This is a genomic window from Rhizobacter sp. SG703, from assembly GCF_012275445.1.
Classification (GTDB): Bacteria; Pseudomonadota; Gammaproteobacteria; order Burkholderiales; family Burkholderiaceae_C; genus Rhizobacter.
This window is the reverse complement of the sequence record NZ_JAAZQK010000006.1, coordinates 1-25,924: the sequence shown is the minus strand read 5'-3', so window position 1 is coordinate 25,924 and position 25,924 is coordinate 1. Positions and strand designations below refer to the sequence as shown.

Here is a 25,924-nt window from a genome sequence, read left to right as displayed (position 1 = left end):
CGCTCGAACGTCTACACGCTCACGCCGGGCCACTACGCACCGCAGGACATCCATGCCGTCGAGGACGGCGAAGCAACACCTGTGGCGCCTGCTCGCGGCCCTCGGTGGACCCCCGGGCACCAACCGGCACCACGTGCCGCCTTCGCGGGCTTTCCACAAGCTCCCGAAGCCCCCGGAATCCACCCCAAGGCGGCACCTGGTGCCGGTCAAGCGGCACGTGGTGCAGGTCAACCGGCACGAGGTGCCGCCCAGGTGCATGCGAGAGGTGCATTCGGCCCGGCACCATATGCCGCCCAACCGGCACCATATGCCGCCCAACCGGCACCACGTGCCCCCCAACCGGCACCAGATGCCGGTCAGACCGGCACGTCGTGCCCCCTAACCATAAGAGAACCTCTACAAAAGACTAACCCCCAACCCCCTGAAGGGGCTGAAGACCTCGGGATCGATGGTCCGGACGAAACCCGGCAGTCGAGGCAGAAGCCGTTGGTGAGCCTGGCCACCTTCATCGCCGAGTGCCGGCGGAAGAGCGAGCGTCCGATACCCGACACCGACCCGGTCTTCGACTACTGCCAGACCGTCGGCATCGACCGCGACATCCTGCTGCTGCACTGGCGCGAGTTCAAGACCCGACGTGCCGAGGGCAAGCGGCAGCGCGACTGGCGCCAGACGTTCCGCAATAGCGTCCGCGACAACTGGTTCCGGCTGTGGTTCCTCAAGCCGGGCGAGGGCGCCCAGCTCACGACCCAGGGACTGCAGGCGCTGGCCGTGATGCAGCGCGAGCAGAGCCAGCAGGCCGACCGAGCCCACCAGGGCCACGACGACCACCACCATCCCGGAGCCCCCGCATGAGCCGCCGTCCCGCCCCGTTCAACGTCCCGCACAGCGCACCCCACAGCGAGGAGGCCGAGCACGCGGTGCTGGGCGCCTTGCTCTTTGACAACCAGGCCTTCGAGACGGTCAGCACGATCCTCAAGCCCGAGCACTTCTACCAGGCCGACCACCGCGCGATCTACGAGACCATCAGCGAGCTGCTGATCGCCGGCAAGCTGGCCGACCTCGTGACCGTCCACGACAAGGGCGACCACAGCATGGTGTACCTGAACCAGCTGCTGTCCTGCGTGGCGAGCGGCCGGGCGGCGCAACGCCACGCCGAGCTGCTCGTCGAGCGCTGGCGCGAGCGGGAAGTCATGCGCCTGGGCTCGGCTGTCGCCGACGAGATCTCGCGTGGTGCCCACGCTGCCGACGGCAAGCCGCGCCCGGTCGACGAGGTGATCGACCAGATGATCACGAAGCTGCTGGCGCTGAACGCGGTGGCCGAGCGCAACGAGCCGCGCGACATCAGCGAGCTGGTCGTGAACTTCGTCGACGACCTGATCGAGCGCTACGAGGGCAAGACCACCTCCATCCAGACCGGGCTGAAGGACCTGGACCACTGCACCGCGGGCGGCGGCAGGCCGGGCGAGCTGTGGGTGATCGGCGCTCGGCCGAGCATGGGCAAGACCGGCATGGTCCTGACGCTCAGCCGCAACGTGGGCCGCAAGCACCAGGTGCTGATGCTGACCCAGGAAGACAGCCTGAACTCGCTGACGGCCCGGCACGTGGCAGCGGCAGGGCGTGTGAACCTCGCCGACCTGCGCAACCCGCAGCGCGCACCGGAGAGCATGTGGGAGGGCGTGACCGAAGGCGTCGAGGCACTCGGGAAGCTGCACATCGCGATGGACGACCAGGCGGCACTCTCCATCATGGACGTGCGCCGCAAGATCCAGCAGGTGAAGCGCCGGCACAAGAAGCTGAGCATGGTCGTCATCGACTACCTGCAGCTGATGGAAGGCGACGGCAGCAACCGCAACCAGGAGCTGGGCAAGATCGCCAACGGCCTGAAGCGGGCGGCCAAGGAATTCGGCGTCTGGATCATCCTGCTGTCGCAGATGAACCGCGAGGCGGACAAGCGCACCGGTCCGCCGCAGATGAGCGACCTGCGCGACAGCGGCGACATCGAGGGCGCGGCCGACCTCATCGGGCTGCTGCACCGAGAGCACCGGCGCAACCCGACCGAGGCCAACAAGATGCACGCCGAGCTACACGTGGTCAAGCACAAGAACGGGCCGACCGACACGCTGAACTTCACCTTCGATGGCGCGTACCAGCGCTTCACGGACTGGGAGGGTCCGGCTCCGGCCAAGAGCATCGGCCGGGTGCAGCGCGGCGGCGGCTTGGACTGAACGGCGAGCAATCCGAGGGAGACGACATGCTCAAGATGAACATCCGCTTCGATGCGAGCCAGATCGCCAAGAGCTTCGGCGAGCTGCAGCAGGAGCACCCGAACGTGATGGCGCAGGCCATCAACGACACGACGCGGGAGGTGCGCGAGGCGCAGGTGGCCGCGATGCGGTCGAGCTTCGACAACCCGACGGCCTTCACGTTGCGGGCGCTGAACACCCGCTTCGCGAACCGCAACACCCTGCAGGCGACGGTCTGGCTGAAGGACGGCGCGACGCGGGCGCACTACCTGCTGCCGCAGATCGAGGGCGGCAACCGACCGCTGAAGCGCTTCGAGGAGATCCTCGTGCGCGCCGGCCTGATGCGCAGCAACGAACGCGCGGTACCCGGCCCGGGCGCCAAGCTCGACGCATACGGCAACATGGGGCGTGGCCAGATCGTGCAGATCCTCAGCCAGCTGCAGGCCTTCAGCCTCGCGGGCTTCGATGCCAACGCGACGAACAGCAAGCGCTCGAAGGCGAAGCGCAGCAAGGTCGAGTACTTCGTCGCGCACGGCGGCGAGTCGAGACAGGGGCGTGGATCGTGGAAGCGCGGCGACAAGGTGCAGCACCTGCCTCGTGGCGTGTGGGCACGGCACCGCTTCAGCTCGGGCAGCGCGGTCAAGCCGGTGCTCCTCTTCGTCAACGGCACGCGGTACGGCAAGCGCTTCGACTTCGTGGGCACGGCGCAGCGCGTCATCGACACGCGCTTCAAGCCGCTGTACGAGCAGCGCATGCAACGACAGCTCGCGAAGCTCGGGCTCGACGCGGGAGGGCAGGGCGCATGACGTTCGAACTGCACGCGGTCGAGGCCTCGACCCCACCCCCCACCCCCCTAGTCGGGTCCTCCCTGGAGGCCTCGGTCAAGGGTAATTCGAACCCCGTTTGCACCGCAGTTGCGGGGCGTTCCTAAGGGGGTTATATCCATGGGAGACCCACAGGACATGCTGTCTTTGCCGCTCACGCACCCTGTCACGCAGGAACAGTTCGGCGACCTGGTCGGCGTGAGCCAGCCAGTCGTCAGCGATCTGCTCGCGCGCGGCATCTTGCTGGCCGGCCAGCCGGCGGCGACCTGGCTGCGCGCTTACACGAAGCACCTGCGCGAGCAGGCAGCGGGCCGCGGTGCCGACGGCGAGCTGGCGCGCGAGCGTGCACGTCTGGCGCGTGAACAGGCCGACCGCGTCGCGATGGACAACGCCGTGAACCGGCGCGAGTTGGCGCCGGTGTCGGTGCTCGAGCTGGTGCTCGCCAAGATGGCCGGCGACGTGGGCAGCTTGCTGCAGGGCCTCGTGCCGCGCGTGCGCCGACGCGTGGACCTGCCCGGCGAGGCGCTTCGCATCCTCGATGAGGAGGTCACGAAGGCTCGCAATCGCGCCGCGGCGATGACGCTGGCGGACGCAGAAGAAGAACCCGAAGAGGAGGACGAAGCTTGAACGACATGAACTATGTGGTCGAGCTGGAGCGGCCGATGTCGCTCATGGACCTCGGCACCGAGCAGCGCGACGAGATCAACGCGGCACTGCGCCGCGGTCTGCGCCCGCTCGAAGCTCCGACGCCGATGCGGCTGTCGCAGTGGATGGCCGAGCACTTCTACCTGTCGGAGGAGAGCAGCTACGAGCAGGGCCGCTGGGAGGCCTACCCGTACCAAGTCGCCATTGCCGACTGCATCGGCCACGACGAGATCACGCACGTGACCTGGCGGAAGTCGGCGCGCACCGGCTACACCAAGATCTTCCTCGCGGCCATCGGCTACTTTGCGGAGCACAAGCGGCGCAACCAGGCGGTGTACCAACCCACCGACGAGGACCGCGATGACTTCGTCACCACCGAGCTGGAGCCGATGCTGCGCGACGTGAAGGTGATGCGTCGCGTGTTCCCGAAGTTCAACCGCAAGTCCAAGGACAACACGATCAAGAAGAAGCGGTTCCTCGGCTGCCAGCTCCACCTGCGCGGCGGCAAGGCCGCGAAGAACTACCGCCGCATCACCGTGGACTGCGTCTACTACGACGAGACCGACGGCTTCGACCGCGACATCGAGAAGGAGGGCAGCGCCTTCCGGCTGGGCGACAAGCGCATCGAGGGCGCGACCTTCCCAAAGTCGGTGGCGGGAAGCACGCCGAAGCTCAAGGGCTTCAGCCTGATCGAGGACCGCGAGCACCAGGCGGACGCGCGCTTCCAGTACTTCATTCGCTGCCCGCACTGCGATGACGAGCACGCGCTCGACTGGGGCGGCAAGGACGCCCGGCACGGGATGAAGTGGACGGACGGCGACCCGGAGACTGCGCACCACGTCTGCCCGCATTGCGGCGCGTGCATTACCCAGGCCGAGTACCTGGCGGCATGGCGTGGTCGGTGGAAGGCCAAGGATGGGCTGTGGATCGATGAGCGCGACCCGGTCCAGCTGCGCTTCAGGAACGCGGCGGACGAGGAGGTCAGCCCGCCGAAGCACGTGGCGTTCTTCTGCTGGACTGCCTACAGCCCGCAGGCGACCTGGGTGAGCATCGTGCGCGACTGGCTGACGGCCGCGAAGAAGGCGCAGGCCGGCGACGACAGCGACCTCAAAACCTTCATCAACACCACGCGCGGCGAGACCTATGAGCAGGAGCTGGAGAAGACCGACGCCAGCCAGCTCGCGCTGCGCGGCAAGCACGGCCACCACCTCCGCACGGTGCCGCGCGGAGCGGTGAAGCTCGCGATCGGCGTGGACGTGCAGGGCGACCGCTGGGAGCTGGTGGTGTGGGGCTTCGGTCGGGGCGAGGAGATGTGGGTGGTGGATGACCTGGTCATCTACGGCAACCCGGCTGACCAGCGGGAATGGGATCTGAAGCTGGATCCGGCGATCAAGGCGACCTACCGGCACGTGTGCGGCGTCGAGATGTCGGCCGACGCGGTGGCGATCGACACCGGCGGCCACTTCACCCACCAGTGCTACGTCTTCGTGCGCAACCGGCCGAACCAGAACCTGTACGCGGTGAAGGGCGAGACGCGGCTGGGCCGGCCGATCAAGAGCGCGAGCGTGCTGGTCGACGTGAACGAGCGTGGCAAGACGATCCGCAAGGGTGTGCGGCTGTGGCACGTCGGCACCGACACCGCGAAGGACTTGCTCTACGGCCGGCTGCAGGTCAGTCAGCCGGGGCCCGGCTACGTGCACTTCGCGCGTGAGCTGACAGCCGAGTTCTACGACCAGCTGACGGCCGAGAGCCGGATGCTGGTGAAGACGGGCAGGGGAGAAGAGCACCGCTGGCTGAAGCCGGCCGGCAAGCGCAACGAGAAGCTGGACTGCACGGTGTACGCGCTGTTCTGCGCGCAGATGCTCGGGCTGCACACGCTCAGCGACAAGCTGTGGGCGCGGCTGGAAGCCGGGCTTGAGCCGGACCTGTTCGCCGGCGGCGGGGTACCCGCCCCGAATGCGGGAAGCGATCCGGCGCCAGTGCAGACGTCTGCACAACCGAGTGCAGTGGCCGCGGCACCACCTCCGCTACCTCGAGCTCGTCCACCCGCCGTCCGTCCCGTTGTCCCGAACTCTTTCATCGTCAGCGATTCTTGGAGCAGCCGCCTGTGAGCCAACAAACCTTCCAGCACCAGCAGCAACCCCGTCCCGATGCCCACGAGATCAAGGCCGACGCCGCCACGCAGTGGGTGTTCGACATGACCGAGATCCTGCGCGATGACCTGGCCTTCCAGGAGCCGTGGGCCAGCGCCATCGCACACGAGATCGTGCAGGGCATGCGGGCGCGGTTCGGTGGCGACGATGTCTACGTGCCGGCGCCGGACAAGTCGGCGCGCGATGAGCGCGTGCGGGAGATGTTCAACGGGCGGAACATCAAAGAGCTGATGCAGCTGTTTGGCCTGGCACGCTCAACGGTCTATCGGATCGTGAGTCAGGGCAGAACGTTTTAGTTGCACTGAGCGACTGCGAATGCGGGGGCTGGCGCATGGCAGCGTCAGCGCGCATGCCCGTTTCGCCGTCCGCCGTCATTCTTGACAGACTTGTGGCGTGGCGTCTCGCCACAGTCGACGATTGTTGCAGGCGTGTGTCGCCCATCCAAAGAGGGATGTTGACGTCCGAATTCTGTCGGCTAGACTGGCCTGCACAAGCAAGAACATCGAACCGAACGGGAGCGGGTTTGAAGGATTCAGCGAGCACGCAAGAGGCGGAGTTCCGCCTGCAGGTAAGGAGGGCGCCCGCGCATTCCTCAAGCGATCTCTTCATCGAGAAGATGGCGCTATTTCGGCGGGCGCACCCCTGGCAATCTAGCTATCAAAGCTCGGCAACGCTGCACTGTGTTTCCGCATCGTTGGTACCTGCGAGCGCATCAATTCCATCGGTGACCCGTTCAAGGAAATGGGCGCCTGCATTTGCTGACGGAGTAGTCGCCGCAAGCGTCGCCGAGGTCGATTTGCTCAGTGGCAGGCGGAGGGGCCAGCGCAGCTATCGTCGCTACGCACCTGGTGCGTGCCATGCCGGTCACCTAGTGCGCGCGACGCTCTGAACCAAAGCATACGGCGGCCGATTTCCGCACTGGCCGCATCCGAAAAGATCGAGGGAGGAACGGATGGAAGAAGTCAGGGTCACGCACCCATTGAGCGTCGTCTCGCGTCGGTGCCAAGCAAACACGCAGAGGATCAACCCCACTGCTGACAAGATCGGAAGTGCATTTCGACTGGTGGTGTCATTCGTCTTGGCGGTACTCTGCCTCACGCAGCCAGCCCAAGTTCATGCCGTTCAACCTTCTGCAGCACAGTTATGCATTAACAGCTGGTGCAATCCAGCTTCACGGCATCGTCTCGACCTGTTTTGGGCGAGCGATGGGATGGGCGGAGCGCAGGCCTACTCCAACCTCACTCCGGGTGATATTGCCGACGCGTTAAGACATGGCTGCGAGATCTATGCGCAAGCTCATTCGAACGCCGGATACACGGCAACCTTTACGACTTGTACGCCGAAGGTCGAGGTGCCGCTGCCATCTACTGCGGGCCAATGGACCACGTTCTTGATTGAAGGTGAAATTGTCGTTAAGCGGAACTCGGATGGGGCTGTCGTGGAAGGTGGTTCTGGTGGATGGCAGCTCGGAACTGGGATGTGTACTGACAGTCGCAACAGCAATCTCGTTGGCATTGGCTCTGACGCGCAGTGCTATTGCTTCAACGGCGCGAACTGGTCGGAGCAGCAGCACGCGTGCATCCCGGTGATCGACAACTACGCAGGGGGCGTGCCGCCGAAGGCGTGCCCGATCGGCAATCCAATCTACCCTCTGATGGGTAGCAAGGTCTTAAGCGAAGTGCTCGTACCAGCCGTGAGCAGCGGCCTGGGACTGACAGCGACTTACGACACGCGAAGCAGAGTTCCGCAGGGTGGGACGGCGATGCCCTTGAATGCATTGCCCGCCCCGGCATTCGATGAAGTGTGGTTCAGCAACCTGCACAAGGTACTGGTGGCCCAAGACTCCGGACAGCGCGGCATTCAAGCCGCACGAGGCAATGGCAGCTGGATCAGCTTCTTGCTGAACGGAGCCGGAACGTACGACGCAGATCCAGGCATCTCGGACACGCTGCGGACCGTACAGAGCGGCTTCCGTTACACGGACCAGCGGGCACGGCTGCATGAGGACTATGACCCCCAGGGGCGCCTGGTTCGCAGCGCCTACGCGAGTGGCGGATGGCTCTCGTATGAATACAGCAACGCAAGCACGTCTCCGGCCGTGGCGCGGACGCCTGGATTGCTCGTTCGTGTGCTGGACCATTTCGGGCGCTCGATGCAGTTCCAGTATGAGCAGCCGGTAGTCGGCAACCCCCGCATCGTGCGTGTTATCGATGCGGCGGGGGAAACCCTCACGCTGACCTATGACGCGACGGGAAATCTGTCGGGCGTGAGCTGGCCAGACGGAACTGGCCGACAGTACTTGCACGAGAGAAGCGATTTCGACTGGGCGCTGACCGGAGTGATCGATGAAAACCAGCATCGCTCGGCGACCTATGGGTATGACAGCGAAGGGCGCGTGGTCGATACGCAACTGGCTGGCGGTGCGAATCGCTATAGCGTCAGCTATGCCGTGCCACCTCGCTGGAGCGTTGTTGAAACGTTTGACAGCTCGACCGGTATCGCGCGGCGAGACCACACGTGGGTGGCGCCGCAAGGGACGTCGATCGTTGGTCCGACTGGCAGCGCTGCTTTGATCGACGCCGTCGTCGTCGATGGGCAGCCGCGCATCGCAGCGCAGAGCCAACCGGCTGGAGCAGGCTGTGCTGCAAGCAGCAGCGCGCAAACGTACGACGCCAACGGGAACGTTGCGAGCCGAGACGACTTTAACGGCACGCGCAGCTGCCATGTGAGCGACCCATCGCGGAACCTCGAAACGACGCGCATCGAAGGCTTGAGCACGGCGCAGGCCTGCTCGACAGTGACGGCGCAAAACGTGGCACTGCCCGCCAATGCACGCAAGACCACGACGCAATGGCACCCGGACTGGCGCCTCGAGACCAAGGTATCGGGGCCAGGCCGCATCACGACGAGCGTCTACAACGGGCAGCCGGATCCCTTCAACGGCAATGCTGCGGCCAGCTGTGCGCCTGCGACTGCGCTGCTGCCGGATGGCAAGCCGATCGCAGTGCTGTGCAAGAAGGTGGAGCAAAGCACGACGGACGTCGACGGTCACCTGGGCTTAGGCGCGTCACTGCAGAGCGGTGTGGCTAATCGCGTGTCGACGTGGACGTACAACGAGTATGGCCAGGTGTTGACTGCCAAAGGCCCGCGCACGACGGTGAACGACACGACGACGTACGCCTACTACACCGTCACGACGGCAGATCACACGGCGGGTGATCTGATGACGGTCGCCAATGCTGCCGGCAAGGTGACGACCTTCAACAAGTACAACAAGGTGGGTCAGTTGCTGCAGAGCACGGACCCGAACGGCAACGTGACGGTCAACACCTACGACGCGCGTCAGCGGCTGCTGACCAGCAGCGTGGCGGGCGAGACGACGACCTACGCGTACGACCCGGTGGGTCAACTGGTACAGGTGACGCAGGCCGACGGCAGCTGGGTGGGCTACGAGTACGACGACGCACATCGCCAGAAAGCAGTGAAGGACAACCTGGGCAACCGCATCGAGTACCAGCTGAACAACGCGGGCAGCAAGACCGGCGAGAGCGTCAAGGATCCGACGGGCAGCCTGAAGCGAAGCCTCGCGCGCGTGATGGACGCACTCGGTCGTACACAACAGAGTACTGGGGCTTCGGAATGAACTTTCGTCCATGGCGGGATTGGTGTGTGGCTTGCTTCATTGCGCTGGCTAGCGTCGAATCGGCTTCAGCGCAGGGAGCATGTACGGCCGCACAGGTATCGGACTTCAATGCTCAGTGTGCGGCACAAGGCGTGGCAGTGCAGAACCTCGTGACTGACTGTCTCCGATGGGATCCGAGCGGGTTTACTTGCGGCAGCTATCCCCTTCCATCCCGAGTGCGGGCCATCCCCGAAGGGCTCGCATGCCAAATAAAGTGGATTCGATCTCCGTCGGGACAGGAGGGGCCTATCCCGACCAGGACCTGGGATGCTCTTTCGCTTGGATGTGGCTGCCCGGCCAATGAAGTCTGGTACGCGGCGAGGTCGGCGTGTGTTCCGGCGTCGCCGCCCGATGGTCCGCCCCCAGCGCCAACATGTCCGCGCGTGGGCGACCCCATCAATCCGATCACGGGAAGCGAGCGATTCGAACAGGATTTGGGCCTGCGTTTTGCGGGTCAGTCGTTGAGCATCGTCTACGACACGCTGCGCCGTTTGCCGGTGGAGGATCCGGACACCGGGCTGTTCGATACGGAGAGCGGCAATTTCGGGCCGTTGTGGATCAGCAGTCTTCAAAAGAAGCTGGTGGTGACCGCCGGAAATCGGGGCGCTCGCGCCCTGCGCGGCAGCGGGCACAGCATCGTGTTCGGCGGCGATGGCAGCGGCACGTTCACGACAGACGCCAGCACGATCGAGCGCCTGGTCAGCATTGCAGGCGGATATCGCCTCATCGACCCAGCGGCGCGGTCTCAAGAAACCTACGACAGCCAGGGCCAACTGCTGCGCATCGACCGTGCGGACGGCAGCGCCGCCGTGTACACCTACAGTACCGCCAGCACACCGGCGTCTGTTGCGCCTGGCGTCGGCTATCTGCTCAGTGTGGCTGACCGCTTCGGGCGAACCGTGTCCTTCCAATATGACAGTGTGGGCCGCACAAGCAACATCACGGATGCTGCCGGCCAGCAGATCGTGCCGATCTATGACACCGCGGGACTGCTGCGCGAGATTCACTGGCCGGACACGAAGGTCCGCAAGCTGAACTACGAGAACACGACGTTTCCATGGGCGCTGACCAGCGTAGTCGACGAGAACGGGGCGGTGTGGGGCACGATCGCCTACGACGACAAGGGACGCGCCATCTCGACGAGCCTGGCTGGTGGGGTCGACTACTACAGCGTCACCTACACGCAGGCACCGGTGATGCAGGTGAGCGAAACCTATGACAGCGCGACGAATCTGCTTCATCGCACGCGCCGCCTGTCCGCATCGGTCGATCCGGTCACCACGACGCCCAACGGCAATGCGGTCGCGTACGGAGTCGGCATGGTAGCGGATCGACCGCGCATGACCAGCCAGAGCCAGCCGGCGGGTGCTGGTTGTGCGGCGAGCACAAGCAACGAGAGCTTCGATGCGAATGGCAACGTGAGTCAGCACGATGACTTCAATGGCGTTCGGTCCTGCCGCGCGTATGACCTCGGGCGCAACTTGGAAACCGCGCGCGTCGATGGTTTGGCGCAGACGGCCAGCTGCGCGGCGCTGGTACCTCCAGGCGCGGGTGCATCGGCGACAGTACCCGCTGGTGCCCGCAAGACCAGTACGCAATGGCATCCCGATTGGCGCGTGAGCGCCAAGCTGGCGGAACCGGGCCGCATCACGACGAGCGTCTACAACGGCCAGCCTGATCCGTTCAATGGCAATGCCATCGCAAGCTGTGCGCCGACAACCGCGCTGCTGCCCGGCGGCAAGCCGATCGCGGTGTTGTGCAAGAAGGTGGAGCAGAGCACAACGGACGTCGACGGTCACCTGGGCTTCAGTGCGCCATTGCAGAGTGGTGTGGCCAGCCGCGTGTCGATGTGGACCTACAACGCGTACGGCCAGGTGCTGACCGCCAAGGGCCCGCGCACTTCGGTGAACGACACGACGACGTACGCCTACTACACCGACACCACAGCGGATCACACAGTGGGTGATCTGATGACGGTCACCAACGCAGCCGGCAAGGTGACGACCTACAACAAGTACAACAAGTTGGGGCAACTGCTGCAAAGCACCGACCCGAATGGCAACGTGACGATCAACACCTACGACGCCCGGCAGCACCTGCTGACCAGCAGCGTGGCCGGCGAGACCACGACCTACGCGTACGACCCGGTAGGTCAACTCGTGCAGGTGACACAGGCGGACGGCAGCTGGGTGGGCTACGAGTACGACGATGCGCATCGCCAGAAGGCGGTGAAGGACAACCTGGGCAACCGCATCGAGTACCAGCTGGACAACGCAGGCAGCAAGACTGGCGAAAGCATCAAGGATCCGACGGGCAGCCTAAAGCGAAGTCTTGCGCGCGTGATGGACGCGCTCGGGCGCATTCAACAGAACACTGGGAAGGAGTGAGGCGTGAATAAATTGCGGGATTGTTTCGAGACCTTGGCTATAGGCGAACGCACGAAAATGTGTTTGCTGAAATTGGTAGCATTCATCGTGCTTTTTCAACTTGTTGCGCAAGAAGCGCACGCAAGCGGCACGGTGACGCCGCTTCAAGCCAGCCATGCTGGTTGCTATATGACCAACTGGACGACTTCCACCTTTTCCGGTGATTGCCGCAGCAGCGTAGGAGCGACGATGGCTGCTCTCAAGGCGTACTGGACCAGCCCAGGGCAATGCCTGTCCATCGAAATGATCGCGGAACCTGATCCTGCCGTGCAACCCGATCACAGCACTGGATTCAGTGCTTGGTGTCAGCACAGCAACGAACGCGAGGTTCTCTCCGGACTCATCTTTCGCGGAGGTCCGGCGCAATGCCCCGAAAACGCATCCTCGACGCCCGACCAGTGCGTGTGCAACGTCAAATACCGGCCCTATCTTCACGGCTCGCTTTGCAAGCCAGACATTGACCTGAACCCGCCTCATAACCCGCCGCATTGTGATCCATCCAAGGGAAATCCGATCTATCCGCTGCGGGGTGTGAAGCGCGAGTTCATCGACACGGGCCTGCGCGTCGGCAATCTGAATCTGCGGTTGACGTACGACACCACGAACAAATCGCCGATGCAAGACGGGGCGCAGCTGGAAATCGAACCGGGTTCGCTCGGCGCATTGTGGTTTAGCAGCTTGCATCGCAAACTAGAAGCGCAGGCTGGGGGGCAGTCGGTTCTTGCCGATCGCGGCGACGGGCGCATCGTGAGCTTTGCCGCCGATGGGAATGGGGGCTTCACGACGCCAGCGGATGGACAAGACAAGCTGTTTTCCGCCAACGGTGGCTACCGCTACGTGAACATGGTCGACGGCAGTCAGGAGATCTATGGCGCAAGCGGATTGCTCACGTCGATCACCTTGGCCACGGGCCGAAGTGTGAGCCTCACCTACAGCACCGAGACTTGGTCGACCGTGGCCTCGGAAGGGCAGTCGTTCAGCGTGACCGGCACCCAGACCATTCGATACGGTGCGGACACACGCTGGATCGTCCTGCCTGTAAGCGGGGCCGCTACGTGCAGCGGCGCATACTTTGGACCTGACCCAGCGCCCAATATCGGCAAGTCGTGTCAGCAGTTGGCGGTTCAGCCTTCCACGGTGCCCAAGGGTGGGCTGTTGCTGACGGCTCAGGACAACGACGGACGCCAGATCGGATTCGGCTACAACAGTGCTGGCCGATTGGTTCAAGTGACAGACGCTGCGGGTCAGGCAATTGCGATTGGCTACGACGCACAAGACAACCTGAGCAGCGTCGCCTGGCCCGACGGTCGCAGTCGTACGTATGTGTACGAGAACTCAGCCTTGCCGTGGGCGCTGACCGGTATGGTGGACGAGCGCTCGGTGCGCAAGTCGACGTTCGGCTACGACGACGCGGGTCGCGCGATCGGCACCGAGTACGCAGGCGGTGTCAATAAGTACACCGCCAGCTACTCGACTCCGCCGAGCATTGCCATAACGGAAGTGGACGACACCACCCGCCAAGTGGTGGTGCGCACGCACGCCTGGGTGGCCCCGCAGGGCACTGTCGTGACTGAACCGAGTGGCTCCAGCGCGAGCCTCAGCGCCACGACGGTCAACGGCAAATCCTATCTGTCCGGTCAAAGCCAGGCAGCCGGCGCTGGCTGCGCAGCGACCAGCAGAGCACAAACCTACGATGCGAATGGCAATGTTGCGAGCCGGGACGACTTCAATGGCACGAGGAGTTGCTCAGCTTACGACTTGACCCGCAACCTGGAGACAAGCCGCGCCAAGGGGCTCGGTCTATCGCAGGCCTGCAGCGCGGTGATCACTGCGAATGCAAGCCTGCCGGCCGGTGCCCGCAAGACCAGTACGCAATGGCATCCGGACTGGCAGCTCGAGACAAAGGTGGCAGCACCGGGGCGCATCACGACGAGCGTGTACAACGGCCAGCCTGATCCGTTCAACGGCAACGCTGTGGCCAGCTGCGCGCCTGCGACAGCGCTACTACCCGATGGCAAGCCGATCGCGGTGCTGTGCAAGAAGGTGGAGCAGAGCACAACGGACGTCGACGGTCACCTGGGCTTCAGTGCGCCATTGCAGAGTGGTGTGGCCAGCCGCGTGTCGATGTGGACCTACAACGCGTACGGCCAGGTGCTGACCGCCAAGGGCCCGCGCACTTCGGTGAACGACACGACGACGTACGCCTACTACACCGACACCACAGCGGATCACACAGTGGGTGATCTGATGACGGTCACCAACGCAGCCGGCAAGGTGACGACCTACAACAAGTACAACAAGTTGGGGCAACTGCTGCAAAGCACCGACCCGAATGGCAACGTGACGATCAACACCTACGACGCCCGGCAGCACCTGCTGACCAGCAGCGTGGCCGGCGAGACCACGACCTACGCGTACGACCCGGTAGGTCAACTCGTGCAGGTGACACAGGCGGACGGCAGCTGGGTGGGCTACGAGTACGACGATGCGCATCGCCAGAAGGCGGTGAAGGACAACCTGGGCAACCGCATTGAGTATCAGTTGGACAACGCGGGCAACACAACTGGAGAGAGCGTCAAGGATCCAACTGGCAGTCTCAAGAGGAGCCTAGGTCGTGTGATGGACGCGCTCGGGCGCATTCAACAGAACACGGGGAGGGAGTGAGATGACGCAGTCTCTCTGTTGGCGAAATGTCAGGTTAGACCTGAGTTCTCGTGCAGGCGGTGTTGATATGCCAAAGCAAGGCCAGGTTGCGGGGACGGGTGAGACCGTTTGCCTTGGAGTGTTGGGCCTATTCGCCGATTTCGCTGACGCAATGCCAAAAAAAAGCGCGCACGTCTATTGCATGACGGACGCGTGGCCGTATGAAATGAAGTGGCCGAATGAAAATTCTGAGGATGAGGGTGTGCTGATTTCGAATTCGACGGGCGGCCTAAGGCTGGTATATCCGTCCTTATCGCCCGCGGGTTACGTGCAACAACTAATTGGAAGGGAGTGAGGGGCTATGTTCATCCAATACAATCGAATTACCGGGAAGTCCGTTCGTGTTTCGGCCGTATTTATTGGCCTCTTCGCACCAGTAGTCATATCAGCTCAGACATTGCCTTCGCTTCCCGTGTCGCAGGTGCCGGTGGCAACCTACGAGTACGACGCGCAAGGCAATATAACGAAATCGACGCAAGCACCTGGCGTAACGGGGCTTAGTCTAGAGACAAAGTTTACATACGACACGCTGCAGCGGCGTAGTGATGTTACAAGCCCGGCGGGGGCAAAGACAAAATTCACATACAGCGGATCTGGCGAGCCCCTGTCTGTCGTGGACTCTCGGGATCATTTGACGGAATATACGAGAAACGGTTTTGGCGATATAGTCAAACTCAGCAGCCCGGACTCAGGGGTGACGACCTCTTCGTACGATGAATCTGGCAATTTAACGACACGCGCGAATGCTCGTGGTGTGGTCGAGACCTTCTCATATGATGCTATGGGTCGACTAAGTTCGGCCATATATACACAATCTGGACAGTCAACGCAGTCGGTCAGTTGGGGATATGACTTGGTGGGGCCCGACTATGCAAATGGAGTGGGGCATTTGAGCCGAACGGATCACCCAAACGGTGCGTCCCGATTTAAATATGACCCGCAGGGACGTGTCACGGAAGCCGTGCAAGCGGTCTATGCTTCTGCCGGAGCAAATAGCTCCACGGTCGTAACGACGGTAAAATATGGGTATACCCTTGGGCGTCTAACAAGCATAATATACCCTTCCGGGCGGAAACTTGAAATTAGCTATAGCGGTGGGCAGGTCGTGGCCGTGGCGCTTGCGAAGAATGCAAACAGCGTAGCCGCACCGCTGATAAGCGATATCAAATGGGAACCCTTTGGTGGCGCGAGCAGCTGGAACTGGAACATGAGCAGCGGGATCGTATCGCATCAGCGCTATTACGACCAGTCCGGGCGAATTATTCGCTATAGGTTGGGCTCTGTATATAGAGATATAGGGTACGACGAAGCGGACCGGGCGGTTAGCTACAAGCATTATCTTGCAAATGATGGAACTCCGCAGGTAGCGCTGGACCAAAGCTTTGCCTATGATCCGGAAGGTAGAATAACCGGTGTTGTTACGGCATCGGCGGCTTGGAGCATTGCTTACGATGCAAATGGAAACCGTACAAGTGTTAGTTTGAACGGTGCGTCGAGTATATTTTCGACCGAAGCCTCGAGCAACCGTCTGACCAGCGTGTCGGGGCCATCACGGGTCTTCACATACGATGGCGCTGGTAACATAACTTCCGATGGCTCTGGTTATGCGATTACCTACGGAATACGGGGGTTGGCATCGACGGTTACCAAATCAGGTGTTGTCAGTAATTTTGAATATGATGCAGAGCGTCGGCGCATCCGTAAATTCACTAGCGCGGGCTCAGCCAGCACTCGAATATTCGTGTACGACCTCGATGGTCAGGTCTTGGGCGAATATGATCAGGCCGGAAATGCACTTAAAGAATATGTGTGGCTAGGATCCACGCCTATCGCGGTTTTTACAGCGAATGGTGGTGATGCTAGCGCGAATCCGTGGGTATATTTTATTCATGCTGATCATCTGAACACTCCGAGAATAATAGTTGATCAAAATGGAGGTCGTCGCTGGCGCTGGTTGGCGGAGCCGTTTGGAACATCCGCTCCTGAGACCAATCCAGATGGCTTGGGCGAGTTTGTCTTCAATCTCCGATTTCCCGGGCAGTATGCGGATGTAGAGACGGGGTTGTTTCAAAACTACTTTCGGACTTACGATCCTTCGCTCGGGAGGTATATTCAGTCGGATCCGGTTGGGCTAGCCGGTGGCTGGAACACATACGCATATGCCGAAGGGCAGCCAACTGCATATGTCGATCCACGAGGTCTCGCCGCAAAGTGTAGTCCGTGGGTTGCTATAGGTTACGGAGAAGATACGTTCCGATCGAAAGATATCCTAGAAGACTGGGGGCCTTGGAAATTGGTGGGCGGTCTGCACAAGCTTGTTAAGAAGGTTGACGAGGGGGAGGGGGCGCTGCTAGTCTGCGATTATGCGCGACAGAGATTTACTGTCCATATGCAGTACGTCGACAAAAACCTTATATTTGAGCGGACTTGCACTGAATGCGGCAAGAGCTGGGCTGAGCGAAAAAATCAAGTCGTCTTGGATGAGACTGGGTCACGGGTAGGAGAGTCGGTCGAAGAGGATGATATGTCCGAAAGCTTTTCAACCAAACTCTACGAGAGAAGCCAAGATAGGGGTGGGCGAGTTCTCGGGCTGTGTCGGGTGTACCACAATAAGTAATCTTTGTTGACTTAATAGAGCATGGGGTGCGAATGAGTATTGTCCTTGCAAGGGGTGTTCCCCGAGTTTTTGTTGCTATTCTCCTCTGCGCAATTGCTTCGGGCGCAAAGGCAAGCTCATTGCCCACAGTCTTTGTTGAAGCGATGCCACTGAGTGAGGGGAGTGGGGCCAGCTACGAATTGGTGAAAGGGCCGTTTGGGCGCGGCGCGCGTACGGCCATCGTTCGGTCGAATTCTCCAATAGAGATATTGGAGTGCTCGAATAAAAAGATAACTTATCTTAACGCGGCCGGCGAAATATTTGAGATCGAATTGGGAGTCGGAGTGCCTCGTTTGATCGTGAAACTGGTGGGTGCCCCAAATGAAGAGGCGCGTGGGAAGTACGTCTCGCGCGCAGATGGATCAGCATTCTTGGTAATTAATTCGGCCCCAAGCTATCAAAGGAAGGAATGGGGGTTTGGGTTGATTCATATTGGGCAATCTGGTGATGTCTCCACTGTCTTTGAGGGCGCTGGTCAAGTTAATTCGCTAGTGCCGATCGAGGCCGATACTCTGGAATTGGTCCAGGCCTCGGCTCTACTTCAGTACAACATTAAGACAAAAGAAACGCGACGTATATCGCCAATACATCCGGATATCCTGCAATCTGTTGTTTATTCGCGTGGCGGGGTCAGCGTCCTGAGGAGGAATGAGGGCGCCACACTGGATGTTCGATTGAATTATTTCGGCGCGAGTACACTCAGCTTTACGCCGAAAGATGGAAGCCCGCTATTCGCGGATATTAGGCTTGCGGGGAAAAAGCTACTGGCAATAGTCGTCGGAACAAGGGGTGATCGCCTTGTAGAGGTCTCTTCTCCTGGTGGGAAGGCAGTCAATGTATATAGAAGCAATGCGACGATTTCTTCGGCGTGCTATCTGGCGGAGTAAGCTCTGAAGTAGAGATGCAATGCTTGACAACTGCTTGCGCTGATATTGCGTTAGGGACCGCTGATCAAAAGCCCGCGACCCAGCACGCCGTATGCATGCCAGAAGGCATCGAACTGAGAGGCAAAGACCGATGAGCCAACGCAGCTTTGCAAGCACCGAATACGCGATGAAGAAGAAGCAGACGAGGCGCGAGAAGTTCCTGGGCGAGATGGAGCGGATCGTGCCGTGGGCTCGGTTGATGGCGGTGATCGAGCCGCTGTACCCGACGAGCGGTCGAGTCGGGCGCCAGCCCACGGGCTTGGCCAAGATGCTGCGGATGTATTGCCTGCAGCAGTGGTACGGGCTGGCCGACGAGGCGCTGGAAGACGCGCTGTACGACAGCCAGGCGCTGCGAGACTTCGTAGGGATCGACCTGTCGCACGAGTCGGTGCCGGATGCGACGACGCTGCTGAAGTTCAGGCGGCTGCTCAACGACAACAACCTGACGCGGGCGCTGTTAGACGAGATCAACGCGCATCTGGGCGAGAAGGGCTTGCTGATGCGCGCGGGCACCATCGTGGACGCGACGATCATCGCGGCGCCGAGTTCTACGAAGAACGAAGACAAGGCACGAGACCCCGAGATGCACCAGGCGAAGAAGAGCAACCAGTGGCACTTCGGAATGAAGGCGCACATCGGGGTGGATGCCGAGTCGGGGCTGGTGCACTCGCTGGCGGGAACGGCGGCCAACGTGAACGACGTGACGCAGGCCGGTGCGTTGCTGCACGGCAAGGAAGGCATTGCGTTCGGCGATGCGGACTACCGGGCGTGGGCAAGCGCGCCGAGGCGCAAGGACCGCAGTGGCATGTGGCGATGCAGCCTGGCAAGCGCCGCAAGCTAGACCTCACGCGCAGGTGGGCGCAGTTGCTGAACGAGGTCGCGCAGTTCAAGGCGAGCGTGCGCGCGAAGGTCGAGCATTCGTTCCACGCGATCAAGAACCTGTTCCGTCGCAAGAAGGTTCGCTACAAAGGGCTGGCGAAGAACGAGGCGCAGCTGTTCAGACTGTTCGGGTTGGCCAACATCGTCATCGCCAAGAGGCGATTGCTCGATATCCATGCCCGAGGTGCCTCTTGAACGCCACCACCGGCCCGGCTGAATGCCTCAAACGAGCCTCGGCGTGGTTGCCGATGTGCTGTGGTGCATCTCGTCTGCAGTCTGGTGGGAGCCACTCGTTGGCGCTCGCCAGAACGATCATTGATCAGCGGATCCCTAGCGGATGCGATCAGGATGTGTCACAGAGCGGCTTGGAACGAATATCCACACGCCATCCTTCTCCATGTATCGAAACCAGTTCCCGTGTTGTTGGGTGTCGCCGGCGCATTGAAACCATACCTTTATCCATATGTAGCCACCCTCTGATTCGCCGCCATCGGCTTTCATTAGCGTGCACCGAGGATATTCCCTCGAAAAATCCTCTGCCACCTGCAGATCAGAGGGGCCGCTACATCCTGTAGTTGAGGCACCGAAGAGAGCTGCAACTATTAGTGCCAGGTAGCGATCGAGGGTGGATGGAAAAAATCTGTAGGTCATGCCCCGAGCATGCGCTCGAAATCGCGAAGCCACTGTGAAGGCTGTGCAGCGTTTCAAAAATCGCATGGGTGAATGTGGTAGTGCCGCAGTTCCTCTTGGGAAAGCCGGCCTATAGCGGCGCTCCGGAATACGGTGTGAGGGAACCGCCACATGCGAGCGGTACGCGACTCGCAGTTTAGTCTCTGGTGCGGCTCAGAGCTTGGGGCTGGACGCATGGCAGCGCAGAGAGCTCTAGCACCTGGACGCTCGGAACCGGACTGGAAGGCTACTTGCGTCGCTCCTTCGCGATGGTGCTCTGCTGCATCTTGATCGAGATATTAGTCGGCCTGAACAACCCCGCAAGGCGCATGAACACTCGCTGTGCGGGCCGATGCGGATGGTGGAGATTGCAGGATTCGAGTCGAATCGATATTGAAACCTTGCAAATTGGACGGGGAGCGAGATGGGCCCGAAGAAGCCGCAGCAGACGACGGAGCACGACCTGTTCCGCATGGAGTTGGTGAACCTGATCGACCTGCGGCACGAGCTGGTTCGGCTGGCGGAGCTGATCAACTGGCAAGCCTTCGCCGACGAGTGGAGCCCCCAATTCGTGTCGACGACGGGGCGGCCTGCGCTGGCGACGCGGTTGATGGCCGCACTGCTGTACCTCAAGCACGCCTATGCGCTGAGCGACGAGGACGTGGTGGAGCGCTGGTGCGAGAACCCGTACTGGCAGCACTTCAGCGGCGAGAAGTACTTCCGGCACGAACTGCCGTGCGACCCGTCGAGCCTGGTGCGCTGGCGAGCGCGCATCGGCGAAGCGGACGGCGAGTGGCTGCTGCACACACGATCGAGGCGGCCGAAGCGCAGGCGTGATCAAGCGGCGCAGCCTGAACGGTGCAGCCCAAGGCGATAGCGCACCCGACGGACAGCCGGTTGTTGAACCGGGCGCGCGAGCAACTGGTTGATGCGGCCAAGGATGCGGGGATCGAGCTGCGCCAGAGCAACGCGCGAGTGGGCCCGGCGGCCGAACATCAAGCCGGGCGCTACGCCCATGCCAGGCAGTACCCGTGCATGCAGCGCGAGATCAGGAAGCTGCGCACGTGGCTGGGCCGTATGCGTCCGGCGAACCCATCTTGAATTTGGACATGCCGAGCCGTCGTACCATGACGGCGGCGTTGTACGCCAGAGGAACTCAGGATGGTCGTTTGGATGACCCGCATCGGGTGGGGCAGCCTGGTAATCGGAGCGCTGCTGTGCACGCCGTTGGCGGACCTGCTACCTCTCGAACTGTGGGTGCATCTGAAGCAGCTTCTTTCGGGTACGTCGCATGGTTCATCCCACCTCTATATGCGTGTGACCTCGACGCCAGAGACGTCCGTAGATCCGTTCAAGCTCGTCGGCGCGGTGTTGATCGTTCTTGGTTTGCTACTGGTGGCTGCGGGTCACCGGATGAGATCGAGGCACTGACCGAATCTGCTCGCTTGAATACGGTGACGTCGATCAAGCGTCGGCTGTCGCTGGCACCCATCGATGCGGCAGCAACTCATCGACACGGCTGGCCGGGTGCGTCGGCAGTCGGGTCAGGATGTCCTTCAAGTAGGCGTAGGGATCATGCCCGTTGATCCGAGCGGAGTGCGCGAGACTCATCACCGCGGCGGCGCGCTTGCCCGCACGCAGGCTGCCGGCGAATAACCAGTTCGCCTGCCCCAAGGCAATCGGGCGAATTTGATTCTCAACCCAGTTGTTCGAGATCGGCAGGTTGCCGTCGCCGATATAGCGCGTCAAGGCTTGCCAGCGCTTCAAGCTGTAGTCAATGGCTTTGGCGGTGGCCGTGCCATCGGGAACCTGCCATCGCTGCCGCAGCAGCCACTTGTGCAGGGCAGCGGCCACGCGGCGTGACTTGCGCTGCCGTATTCGTCGTCGCTCCTCCGCCGTGCAATTAGCGATGTCGTCCTCGATCCTGAACAGCAGTTGGAAGTACCTCAGCGCCTGCTCGCCGACTTTGCTGCCGTGGTTGGCCCACAGTTCGTGGAATTTGCGGCGTGCGTGAGCGACGCAGCCAACTTCGGTGACGCCGCGCTCAAACGAGGCCTTGTAGCCCGAGAACCCGTCGGTCACGAGCTTGCCCTTCCACGGGTGCTCGCCGTTCTGGCCTAGGAACTCGCGCACGTTCTCGCCGCTGCGTGTCTCAGCGAAGTTGAACACCACCGCCTTCGTCGGGTTGAAGCGGGTCGTGCAGTAGGTCCAGATGTAGGCCTCGTGGGTCTTCTTGTTGCCCGGCTTGAGCATGCCCACCGGCGTCTCGTCGGCGTGCAATACGTTGTAGCGCAGCAGCTCAGCCGACAGCGCATCCACCAGCGGCTGCAACTGCGCGCCACACTCGCCTACCCACTGCGCCAGCGTCGAGCGTGCGATTGCCATGCCCGCGCGCTCGAAGATGCGCTCCTGCCGGTACAAAGGCAGATGATCAAGGAACTTCGCCACCAGCACCTGGGCCAGCAGGCCGGCAGTGGGGATGCCCTTGTCGATGATGTGAGCGGCCACCGGCGCCTGCACGAGCTCCTGGCAATGCGCACAGGCCCACTTGCCGCGCACGTGCCGCTCGACGGTGAATACACCCGGCTCGTAGTCCAGCTTCTCGGAGATGTCCTGGCCGATACGCTTCATCTGGCAGCCGCAGGCGCATGCCGTGCTTGCGGGCTCGTGGTGCACGTCGCGGCGCGGCAGATGCGGCGGTAGCACCTGGCGCTTGGGCTTTGCTTGTCCCTCTTGTCTTTGCTCTTCTTGTCGACGTTGGCCCGGTCGATCTCGGCGGCGGCTTCGGCGATGTCGGCGTCGAGCGTCTCTTCGATCAGGCTCTTCTGCTGCGCGCTCAGGCCGGCACAGAACTTCTCGCTCGTGGCGGCGAACTTCAGCCGCTTCAGCACCGCCAACTCGTGCGTGAGCTTGTCGACCTGCGCCTGCTTGAACGCCACGTCACGCTGCTGCCGCTCGAGGAGTTCATCCTTGGCCGCCACCTCGGCCATCAGCGTCAGCAGTGCCTGGCGCATCTGCTGCGGATCGAGAGCGTCGAATTGCTGTGGGGCGATCACAGGATGTGATCGTGCCGCGGGTGACGTGCCATGCACATCAGCAGATTCGAGAATTGCGACCCGCTACAGCACTCGAATGATTCCGGCCTCGCCAACACGCTGCCACGGCAAGCCCAGCACGAGGGCGTCGAATTGCGCTCGCGTGAGTGACGCCGTCGCGGCCGCGTCCTTCGGCCAGACGAACTTGCCGCTGTTCAGGCGTCGCGCGGCAAGCCACACCCCGATGCCGTCGTGCACGAGCACCTTCATGCGGTTGGCACGGCGATTGGCGAACAGGTAGGCATGGTGAGGACGGGCCGCGCCGAATACCGTAACCACGCGCGCCAAGGCGGCTTCTGTGCCAGCGCGCATGTCCAGGGGCTCCACGGCCAGCCACATGGAGTCGACGCGGATCACCGCAGCAACTCGCGCATCCAACTCGCGCACTCAGCGGCTGCGGCCATCGGCCAGGTCACTGCGATCGTCGTCGCGCCGCGCCGTAGTTCAACTCGGATGTCGCGAGGCGAAGCGATCGGCTCGGGAAGTTGCATGGGCACGAACGTCGGCCGTGCCGGGGCCGGCGTGCAGCTCAGCGGTGCTCTGACCGACGCCAGTTCCGCATCTCGCACCCAGCGGCGCAGCAAGTTTGCGTTGATGCCACGCGCCAGCGCCACGGACGCCATCGAGACGCCTGGCTGCGCTGCGGCAGCTACGGCGTCGGCCTTGAACTCGTCGCCATGCAGACGCCGGCGCCGACCACCGGCAGCGGGCTTGGATTCGATAGTGTCCACGTGTCCACCAAGAGTTGAGGTGGACACGAGCATCCTTTGCTCCTAACCCGACTTCAAGATGACTTCGCCGGACGCATACGCTGGGCCGGGTGATCCGGGATGTGCAGCGCAAGGCGGGCGAGCTCACGGGCGAGCTCAAGCAGAAGATGGAAACCGCGCAGCGGCTGCATGCGCAGAAGCGGGAGGCAAAGAACAAGTTGTACGCCCTGCACGCGCCCGAGGTGGAGTGCATCGCCAAGGGGAAGGTGAGAACGCCGTACGAGTTCGGCGTGAAGGTGTCGGTGGCGGTGACGGCCGCTGAGGGGCTGGTGGTGGGCATGCGTTCGATGCCTGGCAACTCGTACGACGGGCACACGGTGGACAGCCAGCTCGAGCAGGTCGAGGTGCTCAGCGGACAGGCACCGAAGATCGTGCTGGCCGACCGCGGCTACCGCGGCGTCGAACCGAGCAGCGGGGCACGGCTGTTGATCAGTCACACGCGGCGCCTGCCCAAGCGCTTGAAGAAGCTGCTCAAGCGACGGCAGGTGGTCGAGCCGATGATCGGGCACATGAAGGCCGACGGGCTGCTGGTCAGGAACTGGCTGCGCGGCGAACTCGGCGATGCGATGCACGCGATCCTCTGCGGCGCAGGCCACAACCTGAGAATGATCCTGAGGTACCTGCGGGTACTTGGCTGGCCCCTCGCGGCAGCGCTCGCTTGGCTGCCACTGTTCATCCTCGCGTTGCTCTCGCCGCCCGCGTCCGCCCATGCCTCAATGGCTGCTGGCTGAAAAGGAGTTGTTTAGGGCCGACTACTTAACTCGCCGCAAGCGGGTAGCTAGATCCGATCGTTGGAGAACTCGATGCGCTCGCCGATGGACCCACCTGGAGAGACCCGCGCGACAGTCCATGTGCCGCAGTAGAGGCACTCGAGAGGCGATGGAGGTGCCTCGTAGGCCCGGACGTTATGCGCGAACGCGCCGGTCCGTAGGTCGAGAGGAAGGCGCGTGGGCAAGGTGCCACGCTTTCAAGCGGCGGTCACCGACGACACAAAATTGCCGCGGGCAAGGCCCCTGAACGAGAGATTCTCTCGCTGAGACGTGTGAGAGTGCGCCGAAATTACGCCAAACCAGCTGCAAGCAAGCACCGGTGCGTCATTCCGACCCCGACCCGAGGCACCAGAACCCCTTTCTGGTCTGCGCCACAGTGCGCCACAACCTCAGATTAGCTCCATGAGCCGTGGGCCATGGCGATCGTGCACGAGATCATCGTTGGGGGGTGCATGGGGGCACGGGGCCATCGCTTTTCGAGAACGCGCCATCTCGGGAATGCGACCCGGACATCTTTCACCTGACGCGGCCTGGGTGGGTTCACGAGACTGCGCGCTCGAAACTGCAACCCGCGTGACCAGGGAGAAGAAGATGAATGCGAGCAGGCTGTCCCTCGGCCATCGGCGCTGCCACCGCTTCGATTCGCGACTCCTCCCAAAGAGGGGGATAGGGATCTGTCATCCGTCAGCTAGACTGACTCGCACCCAACAAGAACATCAAACCGAACGGGAGTGGGGTTGAAAGATTCAGTGGCCATCGAGCAGGCGGAATCGCATTCGCCGAGCGGAGACGACGAGCCTGCCGCGGCCCCGCAGGCCCGCCATCTCGGCGAAGCAGCGCTGCACGCGCTGTGCCTCGTCGCCCGGCTCCACCAGGTGCCCGCCGACCCCGCGGCACTGCTGCACCAGCTGGGCAAAAGCCCGAGCGAGCCCGTCTCCACCGACGACCTGCTGCTCGCGGCGAAGCACCTCGGCCTGAAGGCCAAGCTCTCATCCACCACGATCGAGCGGATCGAACTTGCCGCGCTGCCGGCGCTGGCGGTGATGAACGACGGCCGCGTCGTCGTCCTCGCGCAATGCGACGGACAACGTGTGCTGTTCCGCGACGTTCGCACCGACAGCGCCCGCCCCACCATCGAGCCGATCGCGGTGTTCGCTGAACAGTGGAGCGGCCGGCTGATCCTGATCACCAGCCGCGCGAGCCTCGCCGGCGAGCTGTCCAGGTTCGACTTCAGCTGGTTCATCCCGAGCATCGTCAAGCACCGCCGGCTGCTGTCGGAGGTGCTGCTGATCTCGCTGTTCCTGCAACTCTTCGCGCTGGTGTCGCCGCTGTTCTTCCAGGTGGTGATGGACAAGGTGCTGGTGCACAAGGGCGTGTCGACGCTCGATGTGCTGGTGGTCGGCCTGATCGCGGTGGTGCTGTTCGAGAGCGTGCTGACGGTGCTGCGCTCGTACGTCTTCAGCCACACCACCAGCCGCATCGA

At 62.4% G+C, this 25,924-nt stretch carries 16 protein-coding genes and 4 pseudogenes; 17 read left to right on the top strand and 3 right to left on the bottom strand.

Annotated features, from left to right (window positions below):
• Window positions 1-489: 489 nt before the first annotated feature.
• The 15 genes and pseudogenes from FHT26_RS29925 to FHT26_RS13195 all read left to right on the top strand — a co-directional run bounded on the left by FHT26_RS29925 (window position 490) and on the right by FHT26_RS13195 (window position 21,237).
• On the top strand, window positions 490-852 hold the full coding sequence (locus FHT26_RS29925; RefSeq protein ID WP_246867923.1) for a hypothetical protein: 363 nt from the start codon (window positions 490-492) through the stop codon (window positions 850-852).
• Window positions 849-2,225, top strand: coding sequence for a replicative DNA helicase (locus FHT26_RS13260; protein ID WP_168560616.1), 1,377 nt, complete (start codon window positions 849-851; stop codon window positions 2,223-2,225). Before FHT26_RS29925 ends, FHT26_RS13260 begins: the two co-directional genes overlap by 4 nt.
• Window positions 2,226-2,251: 26 nt before the next feature.
• Window positions 2,252-3,049: a hypothetical protein gene (locus FHT26_RS13255; protein WP_168560615.1), complete on the top strand. Its 798-nt coding sequence runs from the start codon at window positions 2,252-2,254 to the stop codon at window positions 3,047-3,049.
• Between the two features lie 156 nt (window positions 3,050-3,205).
• Window positions 3,206-3,694: a terminase small subunit gene (locus FHT26_RS13250; RefSeq protein WP_168560614.1), complete on the top strand. Its 489-nt coding sequence runs from the start codon at window positions 3,206-3,208 to the stop codon at window positions 3,692-3,694.
• 5 nt (window positions 3,695-3,699) lie between these two features.
• Window positions 3,700-5,823 carry a phage terminase large subunit family protein gene (locus FHT26_RS13245; RefSeq protein WP_246867900.1) on the top strand — a complete coding sequence of 708 codons (2,124 nt, stop codon included), beginning with the start codon at window positions 3,700-3,702 and terminating at the stop codon, window positions 5,821-5,823.
• Complete coding sequence (locus FHT26_RS13240) at window positions 5,820-6,161, top strand: Mor transcription activator family protein (protein ID WP_168560612.1); 342 nt, start codon at window positions 5,820-5,822, stop codon at window positions 6,159-6,161. The genes FHT26_RS13245 and FHT26_RS13240 overlap by 4 nt, the downstream gene beginning before the upstream one ends.
• A gap of 656 nt (window positions 6,162-6,817) precedes the next feature.
• Entirely contained in the window at window positions 6,818-9,508 is a 2,691-nt protein-coding gene (locus FHT26_RS13235) for an RHS repeat domain-containing protein (RefSeq protein WP_168560611.1), read from the top strand.
• Between the two features lie 422 nt (window positions 9,509-9,930).
• Window positions 9,931-11,934 (top strand): RHS repeat protein, encoded by a 2,004-nt coding sequence (locus FHT26_RS30340; RefSeq protein ID WP_168560610.1) that lies wholly within the window; start codon window positions 9,931-9,933, stop codon window positions 11,932-11,934.
• 3 nt (window positions 11,935-11,937) lie between these two features.
• Window positions 11,938-14,637, top strand: coding sequence for an RHS repeat protein (locus FHT26_RS13225; RefSeq protein ID WP_168560609.1), 2,700 nt, complete (start codon window positions 11,938-11,940; stop codon window positions 14,635-14,637).
• Window positions 14,638-14,977: 340 nt separating this feature from the next.
• Window positions 14,978-17,293, top strand: a complete 2,316-nt coding sequence (locus tag FHT26_RS13220; protein WP_168560608.1) for an RHS repeat domain-containing protein — start codon at window positions 14,978-14,980, stop codon at window positions 17,291-17,293.
• Window positions 17,294-17,325: 32 nt separating this feature from the next.
• Complete coding sequence (locus FHT26_RS13215) at window positions 17,326-18,219, top strand: hypothetical protein (RefSeq protein WP_168560607.1); 894 nt, start codon at window positions 17,326-17,328, stop codon at window positions 18,217-18,219.
• Between the two features lie 130 nt (window positions 18,220-18,349).
• Window positions 18,350-19,332 (top strand): IS5 family transposase gene (locus FHT26_RS13210; protein WP_168561009.1). Its coding sequence is split into 2 segments (ribosomal slippage): window positions 18,350-19,022 and window positions 19,022-19,332, totalling 984 coding nucleotides; the frame shifts between segments, so codons are not numbered across the junction.
• An 898-nt stretch (window positions 19,333-20,230) separates the two neighbouring features.
• A pseudogene (locus FHT26_RS13205) lies at window positions 20,231-20,608 on the top strand (transposase); the annotation flags it as partial.
• 53 nt (window positions 20,609-20,661) lie between these two features.
• Window positions 20,662-20,886, top strand: a pseudogene (locus FHT26_RS13200) (IS5/IS1182 family transposase); the annotation flags it as partial.
• Between the two features lie 93 nt (window positions 20,887-20,979).
• Window positions 20,980-21,237, top strand: coding sequence for a hypothetical protein (locus FHT26_RS13195; RefSeq protein ID WP_168560604.1), 258 nt, complete (start codon window positions 20,980-20,982; stop codon window positions 21,235-21,237).
• Between the two features lie 33 nt (window positions 21,238-21,270).
• Here the strand turns inward: FHT26_RS13195 and tnpC are convergent.
• From tnpC to FHT26_RS13180, 3 genes and pseudogenes are all read right to left on the bottom strand, one after another.
• Window positions 21,271-22,862 (bottom strand): annotated as a pseudogene (gene tnpC, locus FHT26_RS13190) (IS66 family transposase).
• Window positions 22,863-22,925: 63 nt separating this feature from the next.
• Window positions 22,926-23,258 carry an IS66 family insertion sequence element accessory protein TnpB gene (tnpB, locus tag FHT26_RS13185; RefSeq protein ID WP_168560603.1) on the bottom strand — a complete coding sequence of 111 codons (333 nt, stop codon included), beginning with the start codon at window positions 23,256-23,258 and terminating at the stop codon, window positions 22,926-22,928.
• A complete protein-coding gene (locus tag FHT26_RS13180; RefSeq protein WP_168560602.1) occupies window positions 23,255-23,665 on the bottom strand; it encodes a transposase in 411 nt (136 codons plus the stop codon). Before FHT26_RS13180 ends, tnpB begins: the two co-directional genes overlap by 4 nt.
• Window positions 23,666-23,805: 140 nt before the next feature.
• Here FHT26_RS13180 and FHT26_RS13175 point away from each other — a divergent pair.
• Window positions 23,806-24,402, top strand: a pseudogene (locus FHT26_RS13175) (transposase); the annotation flags it as partial.
• A gap of 776 nt (window positions 24,403-25,178) precedes the next feature.
• Window positions 25,179-25,924: cysteine peptidase family C39 domain-containing protein (locus tag FHT26_RS13170; protein WP_282597167.1), on the top strand; the 746-nt coding region annotated here is incomplete at its 3' end.